The sequence below is a fragment of the Sulfurisphaera ohwakuensis genome, assembly GCF_009729055.1.
GTDB lineage: Archaea > Thermoproteota > Thermoprotei_A > Sulfolobales > Sulfolobaceae > Sulfurisphaera > Sulfurisphaera ohwakuensis.
The window spans coordinates 482,618-503,570 of sequence record NZ_CP045484.1 but is presented as its reverse complement, the minus strand read 5'-3'; the positions used below and the strand labels follow the sequence as shown (position 1 = coordinate 503,570).

Annotated in this window: 21 protein-coding genes; 11 read left to right on the top strand and 10 right to left on the bottom strand. The window is 32.3% G+C overall.

Going from position 1 to position 20,953, the window contains the following annotated elements:
- Window positions 1–192: 192 nt before the first annotated feature.
- Window positions 193–894, bottom strand: a complete 702-nt coding sequence (locus tag D1869_RS03130) for a hypothetical protein (protein ID WP_156013871.1) — start codon at window positions 892–894, stop codon at window positions 193–195.
- Window positions 895–930: 36 nt separating this feature from the next.
- Here D1869_RS03130 and D1869_RS03125 point away from each other — a divergent pair, with 36 nt between their 5' ends.
- Window positions 931–1,602 (top strand): maleate cis-trans isomerase family protein, encoded by a 672-nt coding sequence (locus D1869_RS03125; protein ID WP_156013870.1) that lies wholly within the window; start codon window positions 931–933, stop codon window positions 1,600–1,602.
- A gap of 30 nt (window positions 1,603–1,632) precedes the next feature.
- Window positions 1,633–2,475, top strand: coding sequence for an MBL fold metallo-hydrolase (locus tag D1869_RS03120; RefSeq protein WP_156013869.1), 843 nt, complete (start codon window positions 1,633–1,635; stop codon window positions 2,473–2,475).
- A 488-nt stretch (window positions 2,476–2,963) separates the two neighbouring features.
- Here the strand turns inward: D1869_RS03120 and D1869_RS03115 are convergent, their stop codons facing one another.
- Together D1869_RS03115 and D1869_RS03110 are read right to left on the bottom strand one after the other, a co-directional pair.
- Window positions 2,964–4,292 carry a hypothetical protein gene (locus D1869_RS03115; RefSeq protein ID WP_156013868.1) on the bottom strand — a complete coding sequence of 443 codons (1,329 nt, stop codon included), beginning with the start codon at window positions 4,290–4,292 and terminating at the stop codon, window positions 2,964–2,966.
- 33 nt (window positions 4,293–4,325) lie between these two features.
- Entirely contained in the window at window positions 4,326–5,180 is an 855-nt protein-coding gene (locus D1869_RS03110; RefSeq protein ID WP_156013867.1) for a hypothetical protein, read from the bottom strand.
- A 163-nt stretch (window positions 5,181–5,343) separates the two neighbouring features.
- On the opposite strand from D1869_RS03110, the gene D1869_RS03105 reads away from it, so the two are divergent.
- The 4 genes from D1869_RS03105 to D1869_RS03090 are packed head-to-tail and all read left to right on the top strand — an operon-like array spanning window position 5,344 to window position 8,789.
- Window positions 5,344–6,471, top strand: a complete 1,128-nt coding sequence (locus tag D1869_RS03105; RefSeq protein ID WP_156013866.1) for an NAD(P)/FAD-dependent oxidoreductase — start codon at window positions 5,344–5,346, stop codon at window positions 6,469–6,471.
- A gap of 34 nt (window positions 6,472–6,505) precedes the next feature.
- Window positions 6,506–6,949: a PaREP1 family protein gene (locus D1869_RS03100; protein ID WP_156013865.1), complete on the top strand. Its 444-nt coding sequence runs from the start codon at window positions 6,506–6,508 to the stop codon at window positions 6,947–6,949.
- A 2-nt stretch (window positions 6,950–6,951) separates the two neighbouring features.
- Window positions 6,952–8,274 carry an FAD-binding oxidoreductase gene (locus tag D1869_RS03095; RefSeq protein WP_156013864.1) on the top strand — a complete coding sequence of 441 codons (1,323 nt, stop codon included), beginning with the start codon at window positions 6,952–6,954 and terminating at the stop codon, window positions 8,272–8,274.
- Complete coding sequence (locus D1869_RS03090) at window positions 8,271–8,789, top strand: nicotinamide-nucleotide adenylyltransferase (RefSeq protein ID WP_156013863.1); 519 nt, start codon at window positions 8,271–8,273, stop codon at window positions 8,787–8,789. The genes D1869_RS03095 and D1869_RS03090 overlap by 4 nt, the downstream gene beginning before the upstream one ends.
- Here D1869_RS03090 and D1869_RS03085 read toward each other — a convergent pair.
- The 3 genes from D1869_RS03085 to D1869_RS03075 are packed head-to-tail and all read right to left on the bottom strand — an operon-like array spanning window position 8,760 to window position 10,634.
- A complete protein-coding gene (locus D1869_RS03085) occupies window positions 8,760–9,098 on the bottom strand; it encodes a hypothetical protein (protein ID WP_156013862.1) in 339 nt (112 codons plus the stop codon). The genes D1869_RS03090 and D1869_RS03085 overlap by 30 nt on opposite strands.
- A 31-nt stretch (window positions 9,099–9,129) precedes the next feature.
- The gene (gene proC, locus D1869_RS03080; RefSeq protein WP_156013861.1) at window positions 9,130–9,909 is read right to left on the bottom strand and encodes a pyrroline-5-carboxylate reductase; all 780 of its coding nucleotides are present in this window, start codon (window positions 9,907–9,909) and stop codon (window positions 9,130–9,132) included.
- A gap of 32 nt (window positions 9,910–9,941) precedes the next feature.
- A complete protein-coding gene (locus D1869_RS03075; RefSeq protein ID WP_156013860.1) occupies window positions 9,942–10,634 on the bottom strand; it encodes a TIGR00266 family protein in 693 nt (230 codons plus the stop codon).
- A gap of 93 nt (window positions 10,635–10,727) precedes the next feature.
- On the opposite strand from D1869_RS03075, the gene D1869_RS03070 reads away from it, so the two are divergent.
- Window positions 10,728–11,852: an OFA family MFS transporter gene (locus D1869_RS03070; protein ID WP_156013859.1), complete on the top strand. Its 1,125-nt coding sequence runs from the start codon at window positions 10,728–10,730 to the stop codon at window positions 11,850–11,852.
- 378 nt (window positions 11,853–12,230) lie between these two features.
- The gene (locus tag D1869_RS03065; RefSeq protein WP_156013858.1) at window positions 12,231–13,739 is read left to right on the top strand and encodes a hypothetical protein; all 1,509 of its coding nucleotides are present in this window, start codon (window positions 12,231–12,233) and stop codon (window positions 13,737–13,739) included.
- Window positions 13,740–14,047: 308 nt separating this feature from the next.
- Here the strand turns inward: D1869_RS03065 and D1869_RS03060 are convergent, their stop codons facing one another.
- Complete coding sequence (locus tag D1869_RS03060) at window positions 14,048–14,518, bottom strand: PaREP1 family protein (RefSeq protein WP_156013857.1); 471 nt, start codon at window positions 14,516–14,518, stop codon at window positions 14,048–14,050.
- A gap of 195 nt (window positions 14,519–14,713) precedes the next feature.
- Here D1869_RS03060 and D1869_RS03055 point away from each other — a divergent pair, with 195 nt between their 5' ends.
- On the top strand, window positions 14,714–16,222 hold the full coding sequence (locus D1869_RS03055; RefSeq protein ID WP_156015889.1) for a M61 family metallopeptidase: 1,509 nt from the start codon (window positions 14,714–14,716) through the stop codon (window positions 16,220–16,222).
- Window positions 16,223–16,224: 2 nt separating this feature from the next.
- On the opposite strand, the gene sul7d is transcribed toward D1869_RS03055, so the two are convergent.
- From sul7d to D1869_RS03040, 3 genes are all read right to left on the bottom strand, one after another.
- On the bottom strand, window positions 16,225–16,419 hold the full coding sequence (gene sul7d, locus D1869_RS03050) for a Sul7d family chromatin protein (protein ID WP_010978621.1): 195 nt from the start codon (window positions 16,417–16,419) through the stop codon (window positions 16,225–16,227).
- A gap of 94 nt (window positions 16,420–16,513) precedes the next feature.
- Complete coding sequence (locus D1869_RS03045; RefSeq protein WP_221267038.1) at window positions 16,514–18,265, bottom strand: molybdopterin-dependent oxidoreductase; 1,752 nt, start codon at window positions 18,263–18,265, stop codon at window positions 16,514–16,516.
- Between the two features lie 74 nt (window positions 18,266–18,339).
- Window positions 18,340–19,539, bottom strand: a complete 1,200-nt coding sequence (locus D1869_RS03040; protein WP_156013855.1) for a cation:proton antiporter — start codon at window positions 19,537–19,539, stop codon at window positions 18,340–18,342.
- A 49-nt stretch (window positions 19,540–19,588) separates the two neighbouring features.
- On the opposite strand from D1869_RS03040, the gene D1869_RS03035 reads away from it, so the two are divergent.
- Together D1869_RS03035 and D1869_RS03030 are read left to right on the top strand one after the other, a co-directional pair.
- A complete protein-coding gene (locus D1869_RS03035; RefSeq protein WP_156013854.1) occupies window positions 19,589–20,524 on the top strand; it encodes a hypothetical protein in 936 nt (311 codons plus the stop codon).
- Window positions 20,525–20,555: 31 nt separating this feature from the next.
- A complete protein-coding gene (locus tag D1869_RS03030) occupies window positions 20,556–20,942 on the top strand; it encodes a MarR family transcriptional regulator (protein WP_156013853.1) in 387 nt (128 codons plus the stop codon).
- The last annotated feature ends 11 nt before the right edge of the window (window positions 20,943–20,953 follow it).

Genomic DNA, 20,953 nt, shown 5'->3' with positions numbered 1-20,953 from the left:
ACTTATAAATTTTACTTCTAAATCCCATCGTTATTAAAAGGAATTTCAGTGAAACTCTTTTCCTTCAATTTAAGTTATATACAAACAAGAGAATGGTACTACGATTTTTTAAGTGAATATATAAGTAAGTATTAAACAAACTTATTTATTTCCATTTCATAATATGTTAAGGAAAACATATTTTAAAAGTAGTTAAGATTTCATGTAAGTTTTTAGTTTCTGAAATACTAACCATGAAGCATGAGAGGCTGATTCTAGACTTCTTACTGTAGGAAATAAGTCCCATTCTACCTCTCCGTGAGCTAAAAGATTCCTAACATTTACAGATAGCCTAAAAGCAAAACTTAATTTATCATCCATAAATTTCTCAGCCCAACTTAATAATGAACCTTGAGAATAAGGGAAAACCTCTCCATTAACTCTAACCTTATACTTGCTCCACCCTTTTCTTCTTATATAAAGTTTTAAGCGCCTATAATCTATATTATTAACTTTAATTTTCTTATCCTTATATTGAATAATTACCCCGCTTTTAACATATTCTGAATATAAAGATCTCAAAGCCATTTCCATAACTAAATAAATTTCCAATGTTGCAACATCATTTAGTCCACATTCCAATAGTTTCAGCGCACTATTTTGAATTTTTATCACTTTATCTGGTAAATCCCAATGCAACTCGCCTTTCCCTAGTACTATATATGGTATATTAGCAAGAAAGACTCCAATTACGTCTTCTTCTTTATCCGCTTTAATCTTCTCATCTCTAATAATAAAATAACCATTCTCGAACTTGATATGAGATAAAGCTTTCTTTAAGATCTTCTTATCTCCTTCCTTCTCATACTGAAAAAAATCCTTTATTGCTTTTCTAATTTTTGTCTTAATACTCACAGAACTTTTATAGTTACATATAATAAAAAAGTTACAATGCCTGGAGGAAGAGGTAGAATAGGAGTTATATTGCCAGCTAATAATGCAGGAATGGAATACGATTTATGGAAAATGGCACCAGAAGGTGTTTCTATACACTCAACGAGAATGAAGCCTACTAGGGGATGCGAACCGGAAAATTTAGAGGAATTTGAGAAAGAACTGAAATACTCTTACTCTTTGTTAGCTGAAGTCTCAGACACAATTATTTACGGTAGAACTTATGGTACTCATAAACATGCTCATGTTATAAAGAGGGTAATAAAAGATGTAGTTATACCTGAAGAATCTGTATATGAACTACTTAAGAAATTAAATGTTAGAAAACTTTGGATAGGAACTCCTTATATAAAGGAGAGGACTTTGGAAGAAGTAGAATGGTGGAGAAATAAGGGGTTTGAAATAGTTGGCTATGATGGATTGGGGAAAATTAGAGGAATAGACATCTCAAATACACCAATTTTCACAATATATAGGTTAGTAAAAAGGCACTTAGATGAAGTTCTTAAGGCTGATGCAGTATATATTGCTTGTACAGCACTTTCAACTTATGAAGCTGTTCAATACTTACATGAGGATTTAGATATGCCAGTAGTTTCAGAAAATGTTGCTGCAATGTGGGGAGCGTTAAATAAATTAAAGATAAAAGCAAAACTTCCAGGGTTTTAGAAATATAAACTATCAAAAAGAAAAAAGTTTATGGAACAAGTTAAAAAGTTAAAAATAACGGTCTTAAGCGACAATTTCACTAGCACAATAATTCCTCCGCTAATTGGTGAATGGGGATTCTCGGCATATATTGAAGCTGATCAGATCAGAATATTGTATGACGTAGGAAATTCTGGATTACCAGTACTTCACAATGCCAAACTCTTAGGTATAGATTTATCAAAAGTTGATTATGTAGTTTTAAGTCACGGTCATTCAGATCATACTGGTGGTTTAGGAAATAAGGAACTTCTTGAACTTCTGAAAAGAAAAACATTGATTGCTCATCCTTCTATCACTGAGAAGAAGTTTCTAAATTGGAGTAGGAGATTACAGTATATAGGATTACCTTTAACAAGGGAGGAATTAGAGAAAAATTTCAATTTAATACTTACTAAAAAGCCATTAGAGTTTACTAAAGGGGTTATGTTTAGCGGTGAAGTAAAGAGATATGGATATAAGGAATATAATTCTGGATTATTTAAGGCATCAGAAGAGGGTGTTGAGGAAGATAAGCTATATGATGATATTGCATTATTTATAAATACTCCTAGGGGACTTGTTATTTTAACTGGTTGTGGTCATTCTAATATCCTAAATATTATAAATTATGCAAAAGAAGTTACCGGTGTAGATAAAATATACGCTGTTTTAGGAGGATTTCATTTGCTTTCTTCTGATGATCAACACGTTAAGGATGTTATTAATAAGCTTTCTTCTCAAGCCTCTAAAATTGCCCCTTCTCACTGTTCTGGTAATCTCGCCAAGAGTCTTATCACTAAGGAACAATTCATCGATTTTGGAGTCGGAAAGAGTTTCGAGATACTCGAATGAGATACTTTCTAGTAATATTCTTCCTATCTTTGCTAAGTAATACCTTAGGAAGGGAAGCGAAGAGTAAGGAAGTTTTATTACTTTTCCACCTTCCACGAGTATTTCAATCTCCTTTTTTTCGTGGTTTACATAGACTATAGAATTATTAAAATAAAGAATTTGTGTAAGTTGAGTAAGGGTATAATCTCCTAAAGTAAAATTTCCCAACTCTTCTACGAAATATGAGAGGGGTAAATCAACATCATATACTATCATTGGCCTTGCAAACCTAACTTCAGCTCCGTTTAGATCTTTTATGTATTTTACTTCTTTTATTCTTTTGCCATCATAGTAGAACTTTTTATCATTAGTTAAAAAAAGAATCTTTATCATAAGATATAGTATTATACCTTTTTCTTTTATATCTTATGTCTAAAGTTTCTTTAACGGGTAAATAGATATCCCTAAATAAACTATAAAAACTATATAACACTATATAGTTTATATAGTCATACAAAACCCTTTTCAATTAGCTCATAGGAAATAGTTTCCCAGTTCTTCTTTCTGATAACTAAGATAGTGATAATAATAGAGATAACAGTAAAAACAAGTGAGGATGTTAAGGATAAAGCAGAGATAACGGAAACTCCCATTACCATATACTCAGAAAAAATAATCAGTAACATACCGCTTCCCGCTCTATAATTGTATACCTCTCCTCTGAATTGTATAGGGTTTAATTTACTGGAGAGATAAGAAGTGAGGGAGTAGCCCATTAATGATCCGAAAAACAACGTAATTCCTAAAGAAGGATACCCTAATACTATATCTGATAAAGCAAAGGGAAGTGCGATTAGAGAATTCTGAAGAGACTTAAATAAAATTCTTTTTGATAAATATGATCCCCTATCCAACGAAACAAAAACAATCCAGGGTCTTTCTTGGGATATTGCATAAATTCCCATACTCATTAAAAATGCTAAAATTACAACAGATGGTGCTACAATATCATAAAAGGTGAAATCAACTAGTTTAAAGATGCTATAATATACTATGGCAAATAAAACAGAGATGGCAATTACTTTTGGAAAATATAGAACATAATAGAAAAGTTTTCTACCAGATAACGAATTCCCGTAACCCCAAGCAAATTCGTAGGTTAAAATGAAATGCTTTATAAGAAAGTTTTTACTATTACTATATTTTATAATACTCTTTGCTATTTCCCCCTTTTGGCTTGAAACTTGAATTTGGGGATCTGACAGTGATCTATATATAACTGGAATAGAATATACTAGAGAAGAGATAATTCCTAAATATGGTTTTCCGAATAATATTGATGTAGGAGAAAATTGTATTCCGAAAAATGGGAACCAAACCCAAACTGCTGTAAATACGATAAGATAAATCTTCTCTTTAACTAGAGATAAACTACTAACAGCAATACCGAAGATAGAAAAAGACAAAAGCGTTAAAAGACTTAGTGGCATAGAGTAAATAAACAAAAACATAATCCCTAGAACAATAAAATATCCTCCACCTAAGAGTATTGAAGCTATCATATATAGTAATGATATTTCACCCTTCTTTAGAGGAGATGTAAAAAGAAAATCATAATCAGCTTTTTGTACTGTAGAAGAAAAACCGCTAAAGATAACAAAGAAAGTCACAAATTCAGCAAAATTTATTTTTAAACTATTAAAAATTCTGGGTTCAAAAATGCTATTAGCTAATGCTGAATATGTAATAATAATAAAGAATAGAAATATTAAAGTGCCTAGGATGAAAGGCTTTGTAAACCTAGAAAGAAGAAAATACTTTATGACTTTGAAATTCACAGTTAAATATCAAAAAAGAGACTAAAATATTTATTATAGTAAGCTCAAAACCTCATTTTCACTTATTTCTTGAGATGATATAATTCCTACAGAATACACAAGGTTCGAATTTATCTCCTTAACACCTATCATAACATAATTTGATTTATTGTTATAAAACGTAGTAATCGAGTACACTGTAACAGTAGAGTTCTTAAAGATAACTTTACCTGCTATTGTGAAGTTTGTCGTGGTGAAGTTAAAGAATCTAAGGATCTTTGTTAAATTGTTGTAGCTTGCACTAAAATATCCTTGAATTATTATTGAGGAATTCTTCGAATATGCAGTAAAGTTACCTTTACTAAACGTACCACTTGCTATTATGTTTGTCGATGATGGAGAGAAAGTCTTATTGCTAGTGTATAGGTAATAGAGTAAGGTTAATGTCAAATTCTCATTCGAGGAATTTTGATGGACTAGATAAAAGTAATTCCCATCAAATCCTACAGCGGTTGTTAAGTTATAATCATAAAGTAGGGTCTTATATTCAGCATACTTAAAACCGTGCGAGGTTAATGTAGAATTTATTTGATAGAAAGCTAATGATGATAAAGGACCAGCCTTGAAATAGCCTATTACAGCTTTACTAGTGTTGATTTTGATGAAATTAAGTATACCGTACTCAACTACGTCTGAAGCGAGCTTAACATAAGAGGAGTTCACATAATTTGAAAGAAATGGTGTTAATGCTGACACATTATATATTTTTATTGTTCCCAAAGTTTGGTAGTTAATAGTATTTGAATTGTTTGCCTTTACTACATTAGCTTTTCCTATTGTAAAAATAAGAACTCCGGCAATTATTCCTACTAATAATACTGCTATAATTACCGTTGCGAGTTTATTCATAAATTAGTATCCTCCCGAACTAATTTAAACTTTTGCCAAATTATGTAATAAAAGGTAATGGAATGAAAAACAATCTCTTTTAAGAGTTGGAGGAGTGACTAGAAGTATTTGTTAATCTACATATACCGTTTAGCTTATTATTTTCATAAATAGTCATTAAAGTATGAAAATTCTAATTTTAGGTGCGGGTTATGCGGGATTAACAGTTGCACATAGGATTAGGGAGTTTTCAAACGCCGAAATCACAGTTATCTCAAGAAGTAAAACAGTCAGAGAGAATACTATTTTTCCCTTATTACTTACTAACGAGGTTAAAATTGAGGATACTGAATTTAATGCTGAAGAAGCATTAAGAGTAAAAAACATAGATTTCGTTGAGGGAGAAGTGACTGAAATTTTACCACAAACTAGAGAAGTTAAAACCACTAAGGGTACTTTCGATTACGATTATTTATTTATTGCATTGGGTGGTGCTTATGAGGAAAACTTTGAGAAAATACCAGGACATGAGTTTGCGTTTATGCATCACACTCTTGAGGGCTTTTTAGGATTGAAAAAAGCTTTGGAAAGTGCCGAAGACGGTGTAAGAATTTTAGTTGGTAATGCTAGAAATAGTCCAATTGAAGGACCCTCTTATCAAGTTGCCCTAATTTCTGAGTATATTTTAAGAAAGAGAGGAATAAAGGGAGAAGTCTATTTAGTTACTCAAAGTCCTAAGGGAGTATTTGGGATTTTACAAAATGATAAGATTGCTGAGAAAGCAAACGGATATTTTCAGAGAAGAGGTATAAAAGTGATAAAAGGTACATATGTAAAGGAAATAAGGAAGAACAAGGTCATTTTAGGTAATGATCAGGAGATTGAGGCTGACGTTATATCTGTACTTCCAACTCTTTCAGCCCCAGAAGTAATAATAAAATCCGGTTTAACTGACGATTCTGGTTTTGTCCCAGTAAAATTACCTTACTTTTTACATAGCGATAGAATTTATGCTCTTGGAGACTTAGCTAAGGGTATGATTCCAGCTAAAACGGCTAGGAGTGCTATGATTTCAGCTGAGAATGCTGTAACTCATTTTCTTCATTTAAATAGAGAATATTACTCTCAAGGTGTTCTGTGCATTATGGAGGCTGGTGATAATAGTGGTATACTGAGATTTGATAAGGGAAAAGAAGGAATCAAATTATTACTAGATTTTAACAGAAATTATATTTTAATTAAAAAAATATATAGTAGATTACTTGTAAATTCTGCCTTTAATGTCCCTTATCATGCATCTTTAACAGTATAAACGCTTTTTAATTCCGGCAAATTTTTACTATTCTGTGAGATTACCGCCAACACTCGTTAAAGAGTTAATACGAATGAACGTTGATGAGGCTGATATTGCAGAACTAGTTCTAAGCTCATTTAACATTAATGATGACTTAAAACCCAAAATTTATTCTGAGTTAAGTCAAATAACTTTAGAGAGAGCATGTGAACTTCTTAAAGGAGGAAATTTAAGTGAGGCAGTCGATAAGCTTTGTAAATCAGTAGAACTTATAATACGCTCACTAGCTTTATCTAAAAAAATTGATGAAGCAATTAAAAACGAAAACGAGGGTAAATGGACACCAAAAAGCATGGAAAAGATAGCGGAAAAATTAGGTTTAAGCTCTTATTTATCTTCAGTATACTCGTTGATAGACAGGCAACCAGGTGAAAAGGAAATAAAAGAGAGAATCGAAAACATCAAAAAAATTATTACAAAGTATTATAATGATTAATTGTGCTTGAAGGAATTGAATATACCCAAGGAGAAGAAAGAGAAGATTTTGTAGGATTTAAGGTTAAACCTAAAATAATTGTTTACCCAAAGAATGAAGAGGAAATTGTCAAAGTAGTTAATTATGCCAGAGAGACTAAAACACCTATTGTAACTTGGGGTGCTGGGACAAGCCTTTCTGGACATTTAATGTGTGAAGGATGTATTCTTCTTGATATGAGCAAATACATGAATAAGATAATAGAAATAAACGAGATAGACTGGTATGCTCATGTACAACCTGGAGTTAACCTTGAATATTTAAATAAGGAATTAAATAAGAAAGGCTTTTTCTTTCCCCCAGATCCAGCTAGCTTTTTCTTATGTACTGTAGGAGGCGCAACAGCAAATTCATCTGGAGGAATGAGAGGTGTAAAATACGGAACTTTTAGGGATTGGGTTTTAGCATTAAAAGTTGTTTTACCTAACGGAAAAGTCATTAAGGTTGGTGAACCATTAAGAAAGAATAGAGGGGGATATGATCTAGTCCATCTCTTTGTCGGAAGTGAAGGAACATTAGGAATTATAACGGAAATATGGTTAAGGATTACGCCCTTGCCAAGAAAGAAAATATATACAGTTTTAGCTTATATGAAAAGTCTTGAAGATACAGCTGAAACTATAGTTGAGCTAAGGAAGAGGAGAATTTTACCAGAAATTTCCGAATATATCGACATAGATGTTATAAGAGCTTTAAATAAGAATTTAAATGCTGGATTGAAAGAAAGTGAAGGAGGTGCCTTTATCATATCTGTTGAGGAGGATTATCTTGATGAATTAAAAGATATATTAAAAGGAAGGGACTACATTATTGCTGAAGGAGAAGAGGCTGAAAAAATCTATTCTATTAGGGCTCAATCAGCTATAGCGATAAGGGCTGAGAGCAAGTATATGTTTGTTGAAGATATAGTTGTTCCAGTATCTAAATTAATTGATGCTATAAAGAGATTAAAAGAGATCGAAAGAAAATATAGTATCAGAATGCCCGTAATAGCTCACATAGGGGATGGGAACCTTCATCCTAACATTATGCTTAGCGATACTTCTTTAGCTGAACAAATCTTTGAGGAAGTAGCAAAAATAGCTATAGATCTAGGAGGTTCAGTATCTGGTGAACATGGAATTGGTTATCAGAAAGCTAAGCTACTTGCAGAACAAATTGTCAGCCATAATGGTGAAGAAGTACTTAAAATAATGAAGGGGATTAAAGATCTAATAGATCCTTACGATATTATGAACCCTAATAAGTATGTTGAATTAGCATATAAATCGTGGGAAAAGAAATGAGAGCTGTATTTCCAGGAAGATTTCAGCCCTTCCATTTAGGTCATTTAGCTGTAATAGAATGGTTACTCAGCAAATATGACGAACTAATTATAGTTGTAGGAAGCGGGAAAGATAGTCATACTATATATAATCCTTTTACAGCAGGAGAAAGAATCCTTATGATTAAAAAAGGACTCAAAGAATTTAACGTAGATTTCACTAGAGTTATATTCTTTCCAATAATGGATTCATTTACTAGCGGATTATGGATTAGAAACTTAGAACTATATTCACCCAAATTTGATGTAGTAGTAAGCGGAAATCCTTTGGTTATATCTAATGCTAGAGAAGCTGGATATATAGTAGATCTACCTCCAATGTTTAACAGGGAAATGTATAATGCTACTAAAATAAGAAAGTTAATGTTGGAAAATAATGAAAGTTGGAGCGAACTAGTTCCTAAAAGTGTCTACAGTTTTATAAAAGAGATTAAGGGGGACGAAAGATTAAGAGATATTGCTAGGAGCGATTACTGAGTTTAATTTCTGTCTAACATAATCAAGTAATTCTCCCATTAATCTATAACATTCAACTTTTTTAATGTTAAGATCTGGAAGCTCCCAGTACTTATACTTATATTTACAAATTTCGATAGAGAACATTTGAGTATTTATCTTCATAGTCCATATGTACTTGTTAGTGAACGTAGCAGCGTAAATAACGCCTTTACTTCTAAACATGTGGACAGAGCTGAGTAACTTTGGTAGAATCTCATCAATAACATCTTTAGCATTAAGATTGTGATCACTCATTCTTTTATCTAAAAGTGATGATATGACTATCATAAGGTAATACTCGATTTCATTACTAATAAGCTTAATACATTTTATCGATCTCTTTACCGATAGCCATTGACCTTTGATATGCAGCCTCAATAGTCTTAATAATAGCTGATTTTATTCCCTCACTTTCCATAACCATTAACCCCCTAATAGTGGTACCGGCAGGAGTAGTTACCTGATCTCTTAATAGAACTGGATGAGTTTTATCCTTTCTTAAAGTATATACAGTACCTTCTACCATATCTAATATTGCTTGATAGGCAAGTTCTCTTGGCATTCCACATGCTACAGCACCTAATGCGAATGCATCTATTATCTCTGCAACAAACGCTGGACCACTACCAATTATTGCTGTCCATGCATCAAACAATTCCTCTGGAATCCAGTAAACGTTTCCAATAGTCCTAAAAATTCTTTCAACTTCCTCATCTCTTTCTTCAGCTAATGCTGTTGTAGCCTTACCAATGACCGCATTTATATTAGGCATAGCTCTATACACTTTAGCATTCGTCAGCCTCGTTAACGTAGAAATCCTTATACCAGCCATAACTGAAACAACTTTTTTACCCTCCCATGCAGTTTTACTTACCTTGTCTAAGATGGAATGGAAATGTTGAGGTTTTACAGCCAATATAATTATATCACTCTTTTTTATAGCATACTCATTGTCTCTAGTAGCCTCTACGCCTTCTTTTTTAATTTTATCTAAGGTCTCTTCACTTCTTCCAGTACCTATGATTTCAACATTAAGGCTTTTTACTCCTTTTAAAATAGCATAACCTATCTTACCTACTCCTATTATACTTACTCTCATAAGCTATCAAAACATAGAAAAATTAAAAACTTTTAAAATGGTAAATTAATTCCCCCTTGCTGTCCTTGAGGCAAAAATGGTATTAGTGCTGAAGCCAATTGTTCTGCTGTTAGTGTATGTAACCATACTCTACCTGGGCCTTGAATAGTCACAAAGAATAAGCCTTCATGAGCAAAGAATATTGATCTTAATCCTCCCACTAACTGAACATCATAGTTCATTCCTTCTTGAAATGCCATTAGATGAGATGCCTCAACTTGTAAAATTTCTCCAGGAGCTAGATCTCTCACTATGACATCTCCATAAGAATGTAGAAATACATTCCCAAATCCTCTAAATTTAGCTAAGAAAAGTCCCTCGCCACCTAACCATCCAGCCGTAAGCTTTGCCAATTGTGTATTATAGTTTACACTATTTTCAGCTGCAAGGAAAGTATGTGCTTCAGCTAAAATTCCTCTTCCCTCCAAAGGAATTTGGATAATTTTGCCAGGAAAAATACCAGATAAATATAACTCTCCAGGACCGTAAAATTCAGTAACAAAAAATGAGCCACCAGTTAAAACTCTTTTTAATCCACTGAGTATTCCGCCTCTTAGTCTTGTTTGAAGCGTAACAGAAGCTTGTTTTGCTATCATGTGCCCAGCATCAGCATATATTCCTTCACCTGGAGCTAAGATGACTTTTAGATATTGTAAATCATTTCCAAAGATTTGATATTGAGGCATATTTATTTTTTTAACTTCAATTATATAAATTTAAACTAGAGCAAGTAGAGTGTTAGTAATTAGGTTTATTACCTAACATTCAACTATTTAAGTATGGGCAGAGGTAAGTACCTAGCTATAGGATTCGTTGTAATGTGCTTTAACTCCTTGTACCAATACTCATGGAATGCTCTTGAACCTCTGCTTAAAGAAGGATTTAACGTTAGCCTTGTTCAAATTGCTTTAGGATTCACATTATTTAGCATATTTTCCTCTGGGTTTCAACCAATTGGAGGACATTTTGCTGATAAAAGTGGACCTAGAAAAATTGGAATTATTTCAGCAATACTATCTGCTATTGGATTCCTAGGAACGTACTTTTCGCCAAATATTTACTTTTTCTATTTAGCATGGTCATTGGGGAGCATAGGTGAGGGAATACTTTATGGAATAGCTGCAAATTTGGCAATGAAATGGTTTAGGGATAGAATGGGCTTTGCCACTGGTATAGTATCAATGGGCTTTGGTTTAGGGTCAGCTATTGCGAACCCTTTTATAGCCCTTGCTGGGAATTATCGTATAGTCACTTTAACAATAGGTTTGACAGAAGTCATATTGTTACCACTACTCCTTTATTTCTCAGAGTATCCTCAAAATTTAGCTGGGCAAGCACCAAAGCAAGTTATCTTATCACTTAAATTCTGGTTGATATATATCTCATTCGTAGGCGCAGTTACACCCTTAACCGTCATGTCGTCAGAATTACCAGTGTTAGGTAAAAATTTACCACAAGAAGAACTAATTGCACTAATTTCAATATTACCTCTACTGAGCGGAGGTCTACGACCTTTATTTGGTTTTATTGCAGACAGATTAGGAATAGTAAAGACTACATTACTACTTAATGTTATCATAACAATAGGTGCCAGTTTCCTTCTTCTTAATCAATTACCAGTATCAGTAGTTTTAATAGGATTTGCTGGTGGTTCAATGATAACCTTATATTTTAACGTTGCCGGTGAGATTTTTGGAACTAGATTCTCTACAATAAATAGTGGAATCTTATATACTGGAAAAGCCTTAGGTGGGGCATTGGGAAGTGTTATATTTGCTATAATTTATCAACTAGGACTAATATATTCTGAAATTTATACAGTAGTTTTCGGTTTAATAGGAGTTTTATCACTTCTAGCTGTGTTTATGATGTCAATAAGAAAAACTCCGCAGAAGAGCAAATGATTTTGCTTCTTTAATTCACACTATGCCCCTTTTTACTTTCATTTTGATGATCGAATTTTGGGAAAAGTTATTAATTAGCTGCCTATGGAAAAAACGAAGTGCAGGTAAACTAACATTAACATTTTGCGGAAAATTGTAGAAATAGATGATTTTCAGAAAAATTAAACTTTAAATCTTGAATCTTACAGTTTAAAATACTTATCTCTTGTTATATATCTTGAAATTAGCAATGAGTATTTTACAGAAATCTTCAGAGAAATTATGAAAATACTTTTTAATGACGAATAGAAGGTTTAAAATAGGAAGAACTGTTTAAGGATTTTTAGATAGAGAATTTGTGAAAAAATTTATAAATATGTTTTGAAAATATCTCGTAGTATGAGGAGATTTTATTACTATTTTATTCCAATTATCTTATTGTTAATAATCTTGCTTGGACTATATTATCCACAGTTAAATATTACGATTCAACAAGCATTAACAACAGCAAATACTATAAAAATCTTCTTATACTCTCACCACAAACTAATAACTAATGCCTCAATATCAGTCTTCGCATTCTACCCAACATCAAACGGAACAACATTCCAAAAAATATACAACGCAAGCAATAAACAATACTACCAATTCCCAGTAAAAAAACTAGATAAATGGGCAGAACAATGGATAAAATTCAATAAAAAAGAAAAAACAATAATCTACCCATCAATCCTAATCCTAGCAACATACAGTATAATAAACCAAACAACAATAATAACACTAACACAAACATACGCAACACCACTAAACATAACACAAATAATTAACGGACAAGGAGGAAAAAACATAATAATAAAATTCAAAACACCAATAAAACACAAAATAAAACTAAAAAACAACAAAAACCAAAAAATAGTACAACAAACAACAACCACAACAATAACATCCAAAACAAACGGAGGTTACGTAATAACAGAATACATACCAAACATCATAGGATGGTACCCAAACAACAAATCAGTAGGACCAATAGCAATAGCAACAATAATAGGACCGCAAAACAACCTAAACTACTATGAATCTACATTAGGAGTTATTGTCTCTAATCAACAAGGTTATTCTGTTAGTATTGGATTTTATATTTCTCAACCTCTACTGGGTCAATTACCTATTAGGGTTACTATTCCCGGTCCATCATTAACAGTATGCGATAGTAACAGTATAGTTGAAGCATATAATACCACAGAAATAGGTACTCCATCCCCATATGATGTTGGTCAGTTGTATGTTTTAGGTCAGGTTGCATGGGTTAATTGGACTGAGATTTATTATATACCTCATGATAGTATTTATCAAGTTTATCACTTTCTGCAAGTAATATTAACAGAAATTGTGTCAGTAGAGAATGGGAATGCAGTAGCACCAAAAATATACTATTATAATTCATATATTCCTAATACTTCTTATAATGAGTTGCCTAGGAATAGTTACTCAACTATTAAACCTTTCATTTTCTATAGTCCGGGGGGTGGTAGAGGTTGTATAGCTCCAGTTTACTTCAATAATCTAACATATCTTGGTTCATCTAGCGGTGAACAAGTTTTTTCATATGGAAGCATGTATATTCATGGTATTAATTCACAGTTTCAGGTTGGACTTAATGTTGGTGCTTTAGCTACTCTTGTAATGCCCGAGGCTTCACCAGCATTTACCGCAGAATTAGGCATGGTAAATATTGGGGTTAGTATTTCTAGTAGTCAAATATCAAGTTCAGCGTTAATATTGGGTGTAAGAAATGAGCTTGCTACACCACTTAATGTATATTATTCAAATTACAGTGCCCTATACGATATTAATGGGCAATATTACATAATACCTACTGGTGTGTTCTACTTAAACTATAGCTAATAGTAAATGAGGAATTATAATTCAAATTAAGTTAATAATTTTTATATTTTTTATAATTTATACTAAATTAACAAAATTGTTGTCCACACTTAGATATATTTAGTTATAATAAATAAGAGATGACACAGACAGCTATGTGATCCATAATATATTTATCTAAATAATTTTTTAAAGAAGATTTTCTATTTATGAGATTTGAAAGGTAATAGTTTATAGAGCCTCACAAATATAGACCTAAATAACCTGATTTACTATATTTCTATTTCAAAACCTCATGAAATTTATTACCTTGTTAACCATTCTCTAAATCAAGACATTAATACACTTTTTGCATTTTCTAACATTTTCTTCACTTTCTCCATATTTACGGTAATTTTATTAACACTTAATTTGCCTTCATGAAATCCCCAGACATGTAAGACATAACCAGCGTTCCACCCATCAGCAACCCAATCACCTAATCTTTTTGACAGATCGTTAGTAGTACTTGCAAGTAAATATGTGTACCATCTTCCTTCAACCATAGCTTGTTTATACTCTTCAGTATTAAATTTCTCGGCTAAAGCTTTTACAATCTCCTCGGCAACCTTATAAGCTTTCTCAGATGCTTGAACAGGATCACCTTTCTTCAAATATTCGTATGCTTCATTCATATATTTTTCGGCAATTTCTAGTCTTAATTTAATCCCTTCTTGTGGATCTTCTTTTGATATTTCTCTGATTAGTAAATCTTCTACGTCAATACCTTTCTCTTTAGCTCTTTTAATTAGTTCCTCCACGAGTAAATTTAAGAAAGCGAAATTATAAACTAAAGCCACATTGTCTTTATACTAATAAAAGCGAGATTTTAGCTCACTAAACCTCTGAGTTTTATAACTAGCACTACTGTTTAGTACGAGCATATCTCCAGACATGGCTTGCAATATCTATTATGGATAAACATTAAAGCTTCTGAAATTGTCAGAGTATACCAGATGAGGTTTATTGTAACACCGAGAAATAGATATATTGAAGTTGAAGGGGAAGGTAGAGAAGGAATAATAACTTTTCCAACATGGGTTCCAGGTTCATATTTTATTAGAGATCAAGAAAGGAACGTGATATTTTATGACTATAGTTCTCAGGTTTCTAAAAATAAGTTCTGGATAAACGGAAAATTCAAATACATTTATTACGCCAATTCAAAGGATCAACGAGAGGTTATTTCACTCTCAGATTATCTTTTCATAAATCCAGTATCCTTATTCCCATTCCAAGATCTAAATGAAAAATATTGTGTAAAAATTAATGTTGACTGGTCTATTCATACAACTTTGAGAAAGGAGGGTGAATGGTATTGCGGAGATAACTATGAAGAATTTGCTGATTCGCCTATCCAAGCATCACCACATCTAAGACTAATTAAGATTGACGAAAAACATTCAATTTCAACAATAGATGATTTTCCAGAAGTGGAAAAGCTAAAACGCGTTATATATATACTAGATTCTTATCTTCCAGACTCTTTACCAAACTATATTTTCTTTTTTAGAAGAAGTGATAAAAACCTAGGAGGGATAGAACACAAAGATTCTTCTGCGATAGTTACTACTTGGGATAGAAAAGACCTAATATGGCTGTTTGCTCATGAGTACTTTCACAGATGGAATATAAAGAGAATTAAACCGAAGGATTTAAAGATAGACTATGAACATGAAAGTTATACTGAATTACTTTGGGTTGCTGAAGGTTTAACTGACTACATAGCCTTCTTATCTTTAATAGAAAGTGGAGTTCTAAACGCTACTGACGCAATGAAAGCTGCCGCAAATATTCTTCAAAATCTCACTTTCCCAGGATTTAAGAGAATGAGTATTGCAGAATCATCTAAGTTAACCTGGATTAAACTCTACAAAAAGGATGAAAATTACCCTAATATCGGCATTTCCTATTACGATGCAGGATTTATTTTAGGACTTTTAATGGACTTCGCTATAAGGGAAAATAATGAGTGTAAAAAGAGTATAATAGATTTCTTCAGAGAATTATATAAAATAAGCAAATATACTTACGCTGATGTAAAGAGAATTGCTGAGAGCTTAGGGTTTGAAAACTTAGACGAATTAGTATATAAAAGAAATCCGCCAATTTTCGAGTACCTAGGCCGTTATATGAAAATAATATTTACCGATAAAGATAAACCCTACTATGGTATAAAGGTAGAGAATAACGTTATTACATTTATTGAAGATAACTCTCCTGCTGACTTAGCCGGATTAAATATAGGAGACGAAATAATAGCCGTGGACAGAATTAAAAAGCAAATAGAAGTTAAGGAAGAAGTTCTTCTTACTATATCTAGAGAGGGAAGATTAAAGGAAATTAAGCTAAGAGCTGGGAATAATCCTGGGCATAGGATAAGGCTTATTGGAGAAGGAAAATTGTTTAAGTGCGTATTTAGAGAAGAAAAAGCGGAAGGAGAGGGCGAACAAAAAATAATTTAGTTTTATTTCTTTCCAGATTTTTCTAACATTTGTAGTAATTCTTTTGGTGCATCTTTTTCGCTTACAGCACCTCTACCAGTCTTACCATTATCGTCATATGTGAATGATATCATTTTTCCGACTCTCCAAACTTTCTTTATCTTTGAAATGTCTACTTCCTTTTCTTCTCCCTTATACTTGAACTTTACTGTTACCATTTCTGGTCAAGATTATGTCTGACTACAGTAATTAATTAAGATTATGCTTTTATTTGTGGTATTACAATATAATAGTTATTCAATAGTATAACATTTATTTTATTAATCTAATATTAACAGTATACCCGTTAAGTAATGGAGTTCCTCCGTATTTTCCTTTTTCACTACCAATAAGTGAGTTGACTGGCTTATCATCTAATCCAATTAGGGAGCTCTTAAACATGAAAACTACGTTGTTAGGTATGTTCTCATCTCTTTTCAGAAGTACCTTAACTTTACCATTAGAATTTTCTAGGTAACCTATACCATCAAATTGATTATTATATGCTATAGGCATCTGAGAATATATTTCCTTAAACTGGGAGTTTGTATGATTAGGATGTGAAGAGAAGACCAAGTAAATTCCCTTAGGAGGAGAAGTTAGTTTGGGTAAAGGCTCGACTTTAACTTTGTTAACTTCAATAGTCTTATTCATTTTAACTATCTTCTTGTCTTTTAATTCTTGTAAAGAAACCCCAGTACCTCTTATTGCGTTATTTACAGCACTCCATTCGTTTTCCTCAATGAGAGGATGGGAAATAATACCGTATTCTTTGGCAAGTTTTTTCATTAATTCAACTTCAGTAATCCCTCTTTGTGGTCTAATAGGCTCGTTGTAAACAAGATAGTTATGCCAATAACTATATACTACATCATACTTTTCTAAAAAAGTTGGTGCTGGAATAACAACATTTGCTATTTTTGTTGTCTCATTCCAAAAAGGATCATGAGAAACTAAAAATAGCTTTCCTTCTTCTACAGCTTCTTTTATTTTATCACTTCCTGGCAAAGAATGAATAGGATTGGAATTCCAATTAAATAGAAGCTTTATATTACCTTTTTCGACCTCTTTCCCTACTTCAGCCATACCTATAATCCTGCTAGGTTTTGCTATATGTAGACCACGGAGATAAGAAAAGTCTATTCCCCATCCTTGACTGTTTGAGTAGAAGAAGCCTCTCTTCATGCCCAATAAAGCGGGAATCAAAGAAATTAATGAGATAGCATCACCACCATTATATGTTCTTCCTAAAGCGAAACCAATTATTGTTAAGGGTTTGTAATAGTAATAAAGTTCAGCTAACTCTTCAATTTCTTCCTGAGATAAACCAGTAACTTCTTCTATTAAAGAGAAATCATAAGAATTTACATAATTCTTAAGGGTTTCTATATCGTCAATTAATGAAGAATCATAAAGACCTTCATAAAATAACGTTTTAATAATTCCAATTGCTAAAAATGCGTCCGAACCTGGATTTATAATATATGCCTTTTCACTTCTTTTTGCAGTTTCGCTCATTCTTACATCAATTGTTATCTTGTACTTCTTAGACAGAATTCTCCATCCATGAATAAAAGAGAAAATAGCTTCTGATCCCCAAAAGACTACAGCATTATACTTAGCAAAATCTTCTGGTAACGCACCAAAAGAAGTACCATAATGGAGCTTAATAGCTTCGTGACCTTCAGCAGAGCAAATTGAATAATCAGTAGATGCTGAGCCAATTGCATTCCAAAATCTTGCTGGATAATACCATGTTAATAGCCCTTGATTTCCATCATAGTCAACATGAAGAATTTCTTCCCTTTTAATTTCTTTTATCTTTTTTACTACGTACTTCACTGCTTCATCTATGGAAACCGGTTTACCTTCAATGTAGGCTGAGTCCACTCTGTTAATTTCATTTCTTTTTAAATCAGTAATTCCCCTAGAACAAGTAAAACCATTTATCGGAAAAATGTTCAAAGGTTTATAATTAGAATCAAATATACAAGTATCATAACAGTCCCTTGTGCATGCGATCATTATTCTTTTATAGTCTGGTACATATTAAAACTTAGTGATGTGTGCGACCGTAACTGAGTGGTGAAGAAATTCCTTTAAGCTGAACGCTCTAAAATCCATTTTCTCACAAGATAAGAGAAAAGTGAACCGCCTATTAATGTAGTAAGTAAAGCCATGATTACAACTTGAGAGAATTGATTGACGTCAAGTATTGCAGAAGATAAACCTAATGTGGCGATAATTAATCCTACTTCTCCTCTTGGTAACATACCTACAGACGCTAGAAACGACTCCTTAAGATCCTTCGTATAAAGAAAGGCGAAAGGAAATATGCCTGCGATTTTACCTATTATCGCTAGAAATGTCATAAGAAGACCTAATAGTACGTCACCAACGTTTATAAATATAGATATTGGTGTTTCCATTCCAACATAAATAAAGAATACTGGACCGAAAATTGCTAAAAGGGAAGAAGTGAAAGACGTTATTCTTGATGATTTGACGCTTTCAGCTATAGCTATACCAACTATAAAAGCAGCTATAATTGGTTCAAATCCCAGTAAAATCATTAAGAAAACGACCAAAAAGAGGATAACTAAAGATACATCGTTAACTAGGTCATCTCTTATGTATTTTAAAATTCGTGGAATTATGATTACTGATAGAAATAGAATTATTACCCAGGAAATTATAGTTAATGAAATATTATAGAAAATAGTTACGAATGATAGAATTTTTATACTTAATATTTCTAGTACAACAGACAGAATTATTAAGGAGACTACATCATCTATTGCTGCCGCTGATATAACTATTCTAGCGAAATTTCTTCTATATAATTTGAAATCTTCTATTATTGACGAAGTAGCGGCTAAGCTTGTAGCAGCACTAGCAGCACCCATTAATGCAGAAACTTGGGAAGGATAAATTACACTAAAGGTAAAATAAACTAAAATCGTTGGTATAACTGCACCGAATGTTGCTGCTAGAAAACCGAGAAACCCAGAAGATTTCAAATTTTTATAACCATGTGACAAACCCGCGGCAAAAATTAGCAAAATAACTGAGAAGTTAGCAAATAATGTCAAATAGGAATTTATATCAAATAGATTTACCTTAAATATTCCATTTATAATCCCACCTATAGCATAGGGACTAAGAATTATACCAACTATCAACTCAGCGAAGATCGATGGTAAATAATATCTTTGTGTCAGTAATCTAACTGTTTGAGAGGCTGTAAGTAAAATAGAAAGTTCAAGGAGTGTCAAAATTACTATATCATTTGTATTCACATGATTCAAATAGCGTAATTTTATTTTTATAATTTGTTACATATACCTAATGCCAATTTTAAGACGAGGAAAAGAGAAAATATATCATATAGATCATTTACCTGAAAAAATGAGAGTGACACTGAAAACCGTTATGGATGTGAACCTACATGATATTGCTAAATATTATGGATTAAAATATTTGACACCACGAGTAGGAGAACCAATATTTATTCCTTATGGAGAACTAAATGGAAAATTTAATAACTATGAAGATGCGTTCGATAAAATTTATGAAGCAATTGAGGAAATAAAAAATGAAGGGTACGAAGAATATAAACAATGGTATCCTAACGCTGTTTTCCTAGATCATTACAGAATAGTATTTTATTCTACCACAGAATATGGAGAAGGTGTAATTTACGGAATAGGCGCTGAACCATTAGCAGACCTAAAGCCTAGTTTAGATATTAACAAAGACGACGTAGTAGTTATAGGTATGAGTATTAGAATTCCTAATGCAAAGTATTACGACGTAATACGTAACAAGAGAGATGAGATAATTGAGGCTTATAATCAAATATACAGTGAATTCCATGCAAAGTATGATAAAGATAAAGTGTATGTCGTAGAAGTTGCTACATATTATATGAAAAAATTCTTCGATGTTGTAGACGATTACTTCAAAATTTTGAATTTTACAAATAATTTGAAAGGAAGAACTGCAGTAATTCCCTTATTCTCATCTCCAGCTAAGAGGGATGGAAAAATTATTGATATTTGGAGAGAATATTTCAAAGATTATTTTGAAGAGGGGAATTATTACAAATTCGAAGCTCTTCAAGCAATATATAATGAAGAATTTATAAACAAAATCCTTTCTTTGGCAAAGGATAATTTTGAAGAAATTATACTTGTATCTGAAAAGAAACCCAGGGTGCCAGATTTATTAAAAGATCTCAAAATCATAAAAGAAGGGGAGAATTACGTAATGTTATCAAGATAAGATTTTATATCTCGTTAACGAAGATTTTTTTATGAATCTAAGAGATAAAGTATTAGCTTATCTTTTCGACAAGAAAAGTGCTACTGCTGAAGAAATAGCCGATAAGATAAAAGAAGAGGTAGATTATGTTCAGGCGACTTTAAGAGTTTTAGAAAATGAAAAATTAGTTAGAAAAGTGAAGAAGGGATTTATTAAAAAACATGATGCTTATGAGTTGACTCCTACTGGATTAGAGGAAGCTGAGAAAGCCTACGAAAAAGTGCAAAACAAAGCTAATGAGTTACAACAAATAATACAGGGAGGAGGCGAGATACCAGAAGATTATATAGATTTAATCCCTCTCATGGCTGCATTGTCTTTAATAGAAACGATGATGCTTGAAGATATAATTTTATTCGATATTTTCAATAATATGTAAAAAGAAGTAAA

Coding starts and splice junctions, on each gene's coding strand:
- D1869_RS03125 (WP_156013870.1), top strand. CDS start 931: ATGCCTGGAGGAAGAGGTAGAATAGGAGTTATATTGCCAGCTAATAAT.
- D1869_RS03120 (WP_156013869.1), top strand. CDS start 1,633: ATGGAACAAGTTAAAAAGTTAAAAATAACGGTCTTAAGCGACAATTTC.
- D1869_RS03110 (WP_156013867.1), bottom strand. CDS start 5,180: ATGAATAAACTCGCAACGGTAATTATAGCAGTATTATTAGTAGGAATA.
- D1869_RS03105 (WP_156013866.1), top strand. CDS start 5,344: ATGAAAATTCTAATTTTAGGTGCGGGTTATGCGGGATTAACAGTTGCA.
- D1869_RS03090 (WP_156013863.1), top strand. CDS start 8,271: ATGAGAGCTGTATTTCCAGGAAGATTTCAGCCCTTCCATTTAGGTCAT.
- D1869_RS03085 (WP_156013862.1), bottom strand. CDS start 9,098: ATGATAGTCATATCATCACTTTTAGATAAAAGAATGAGTGATCACAAT.
- proC (WP_156013861.1), bottom strand. CDS start 9,909: ATGAGAGTAAGTATAATAGGAGTAGGTAAGATAGGTTATGCTATTTTA.
- D1869_RS03075 (WP_156013860.1), bottom strand. CDS start 10,634: ATGCCTCAATATCAAATCTTTGGAAATGATTTACAATATCTAAAAGTC.
- D1869_RS03070 (WP_156013859.1), top strand. CDS start 10,728: ATGGGCAGAGGTAAGTACCTAGCTATAGGATTCGTTGTAATGTGCTTT.
- D1869_RS03065 (WP_156013858.1), top strand. CDS start 12,231: ATGAGGAGATTTTATTACTATTTTATTCCAATTATCTTATTGTTAATA.
- D1869_RS03055 (WP_156015889.1), top strand. CDS start 14,714: ATGAGGTTTATTGTAACACCGAGAAATAGATATATTGAAGTTGAAGGG.
- sul7d (WP_010978621.1), bottom strand. CDS start 16,419: ATGGTAACAGTAAAGTTCAAGTATAAGGGAGAAGAAAAGGAAGTAGAC.
- D1869_RS03045 (WP_221267038.1), bottom strand. CDS start 18,265: ATGATCGCATGCACAAGGGACTGTTATGATACTTGTATATTTGATTCT.
- D1869_RS03035 (WP_156013854.1), top strand. CDS start 19,589: ATGCCAATTTTAAGACGAGGAAAAGAGAAAATATATCATATAGATCAT.
- D1869_RS03030 (WP_156013853.1), top strand. CDS start 20,556: ATGAATCTAAGAGATAAAGTATTAGCTTATCTTTTCGACAAGAAAAGT.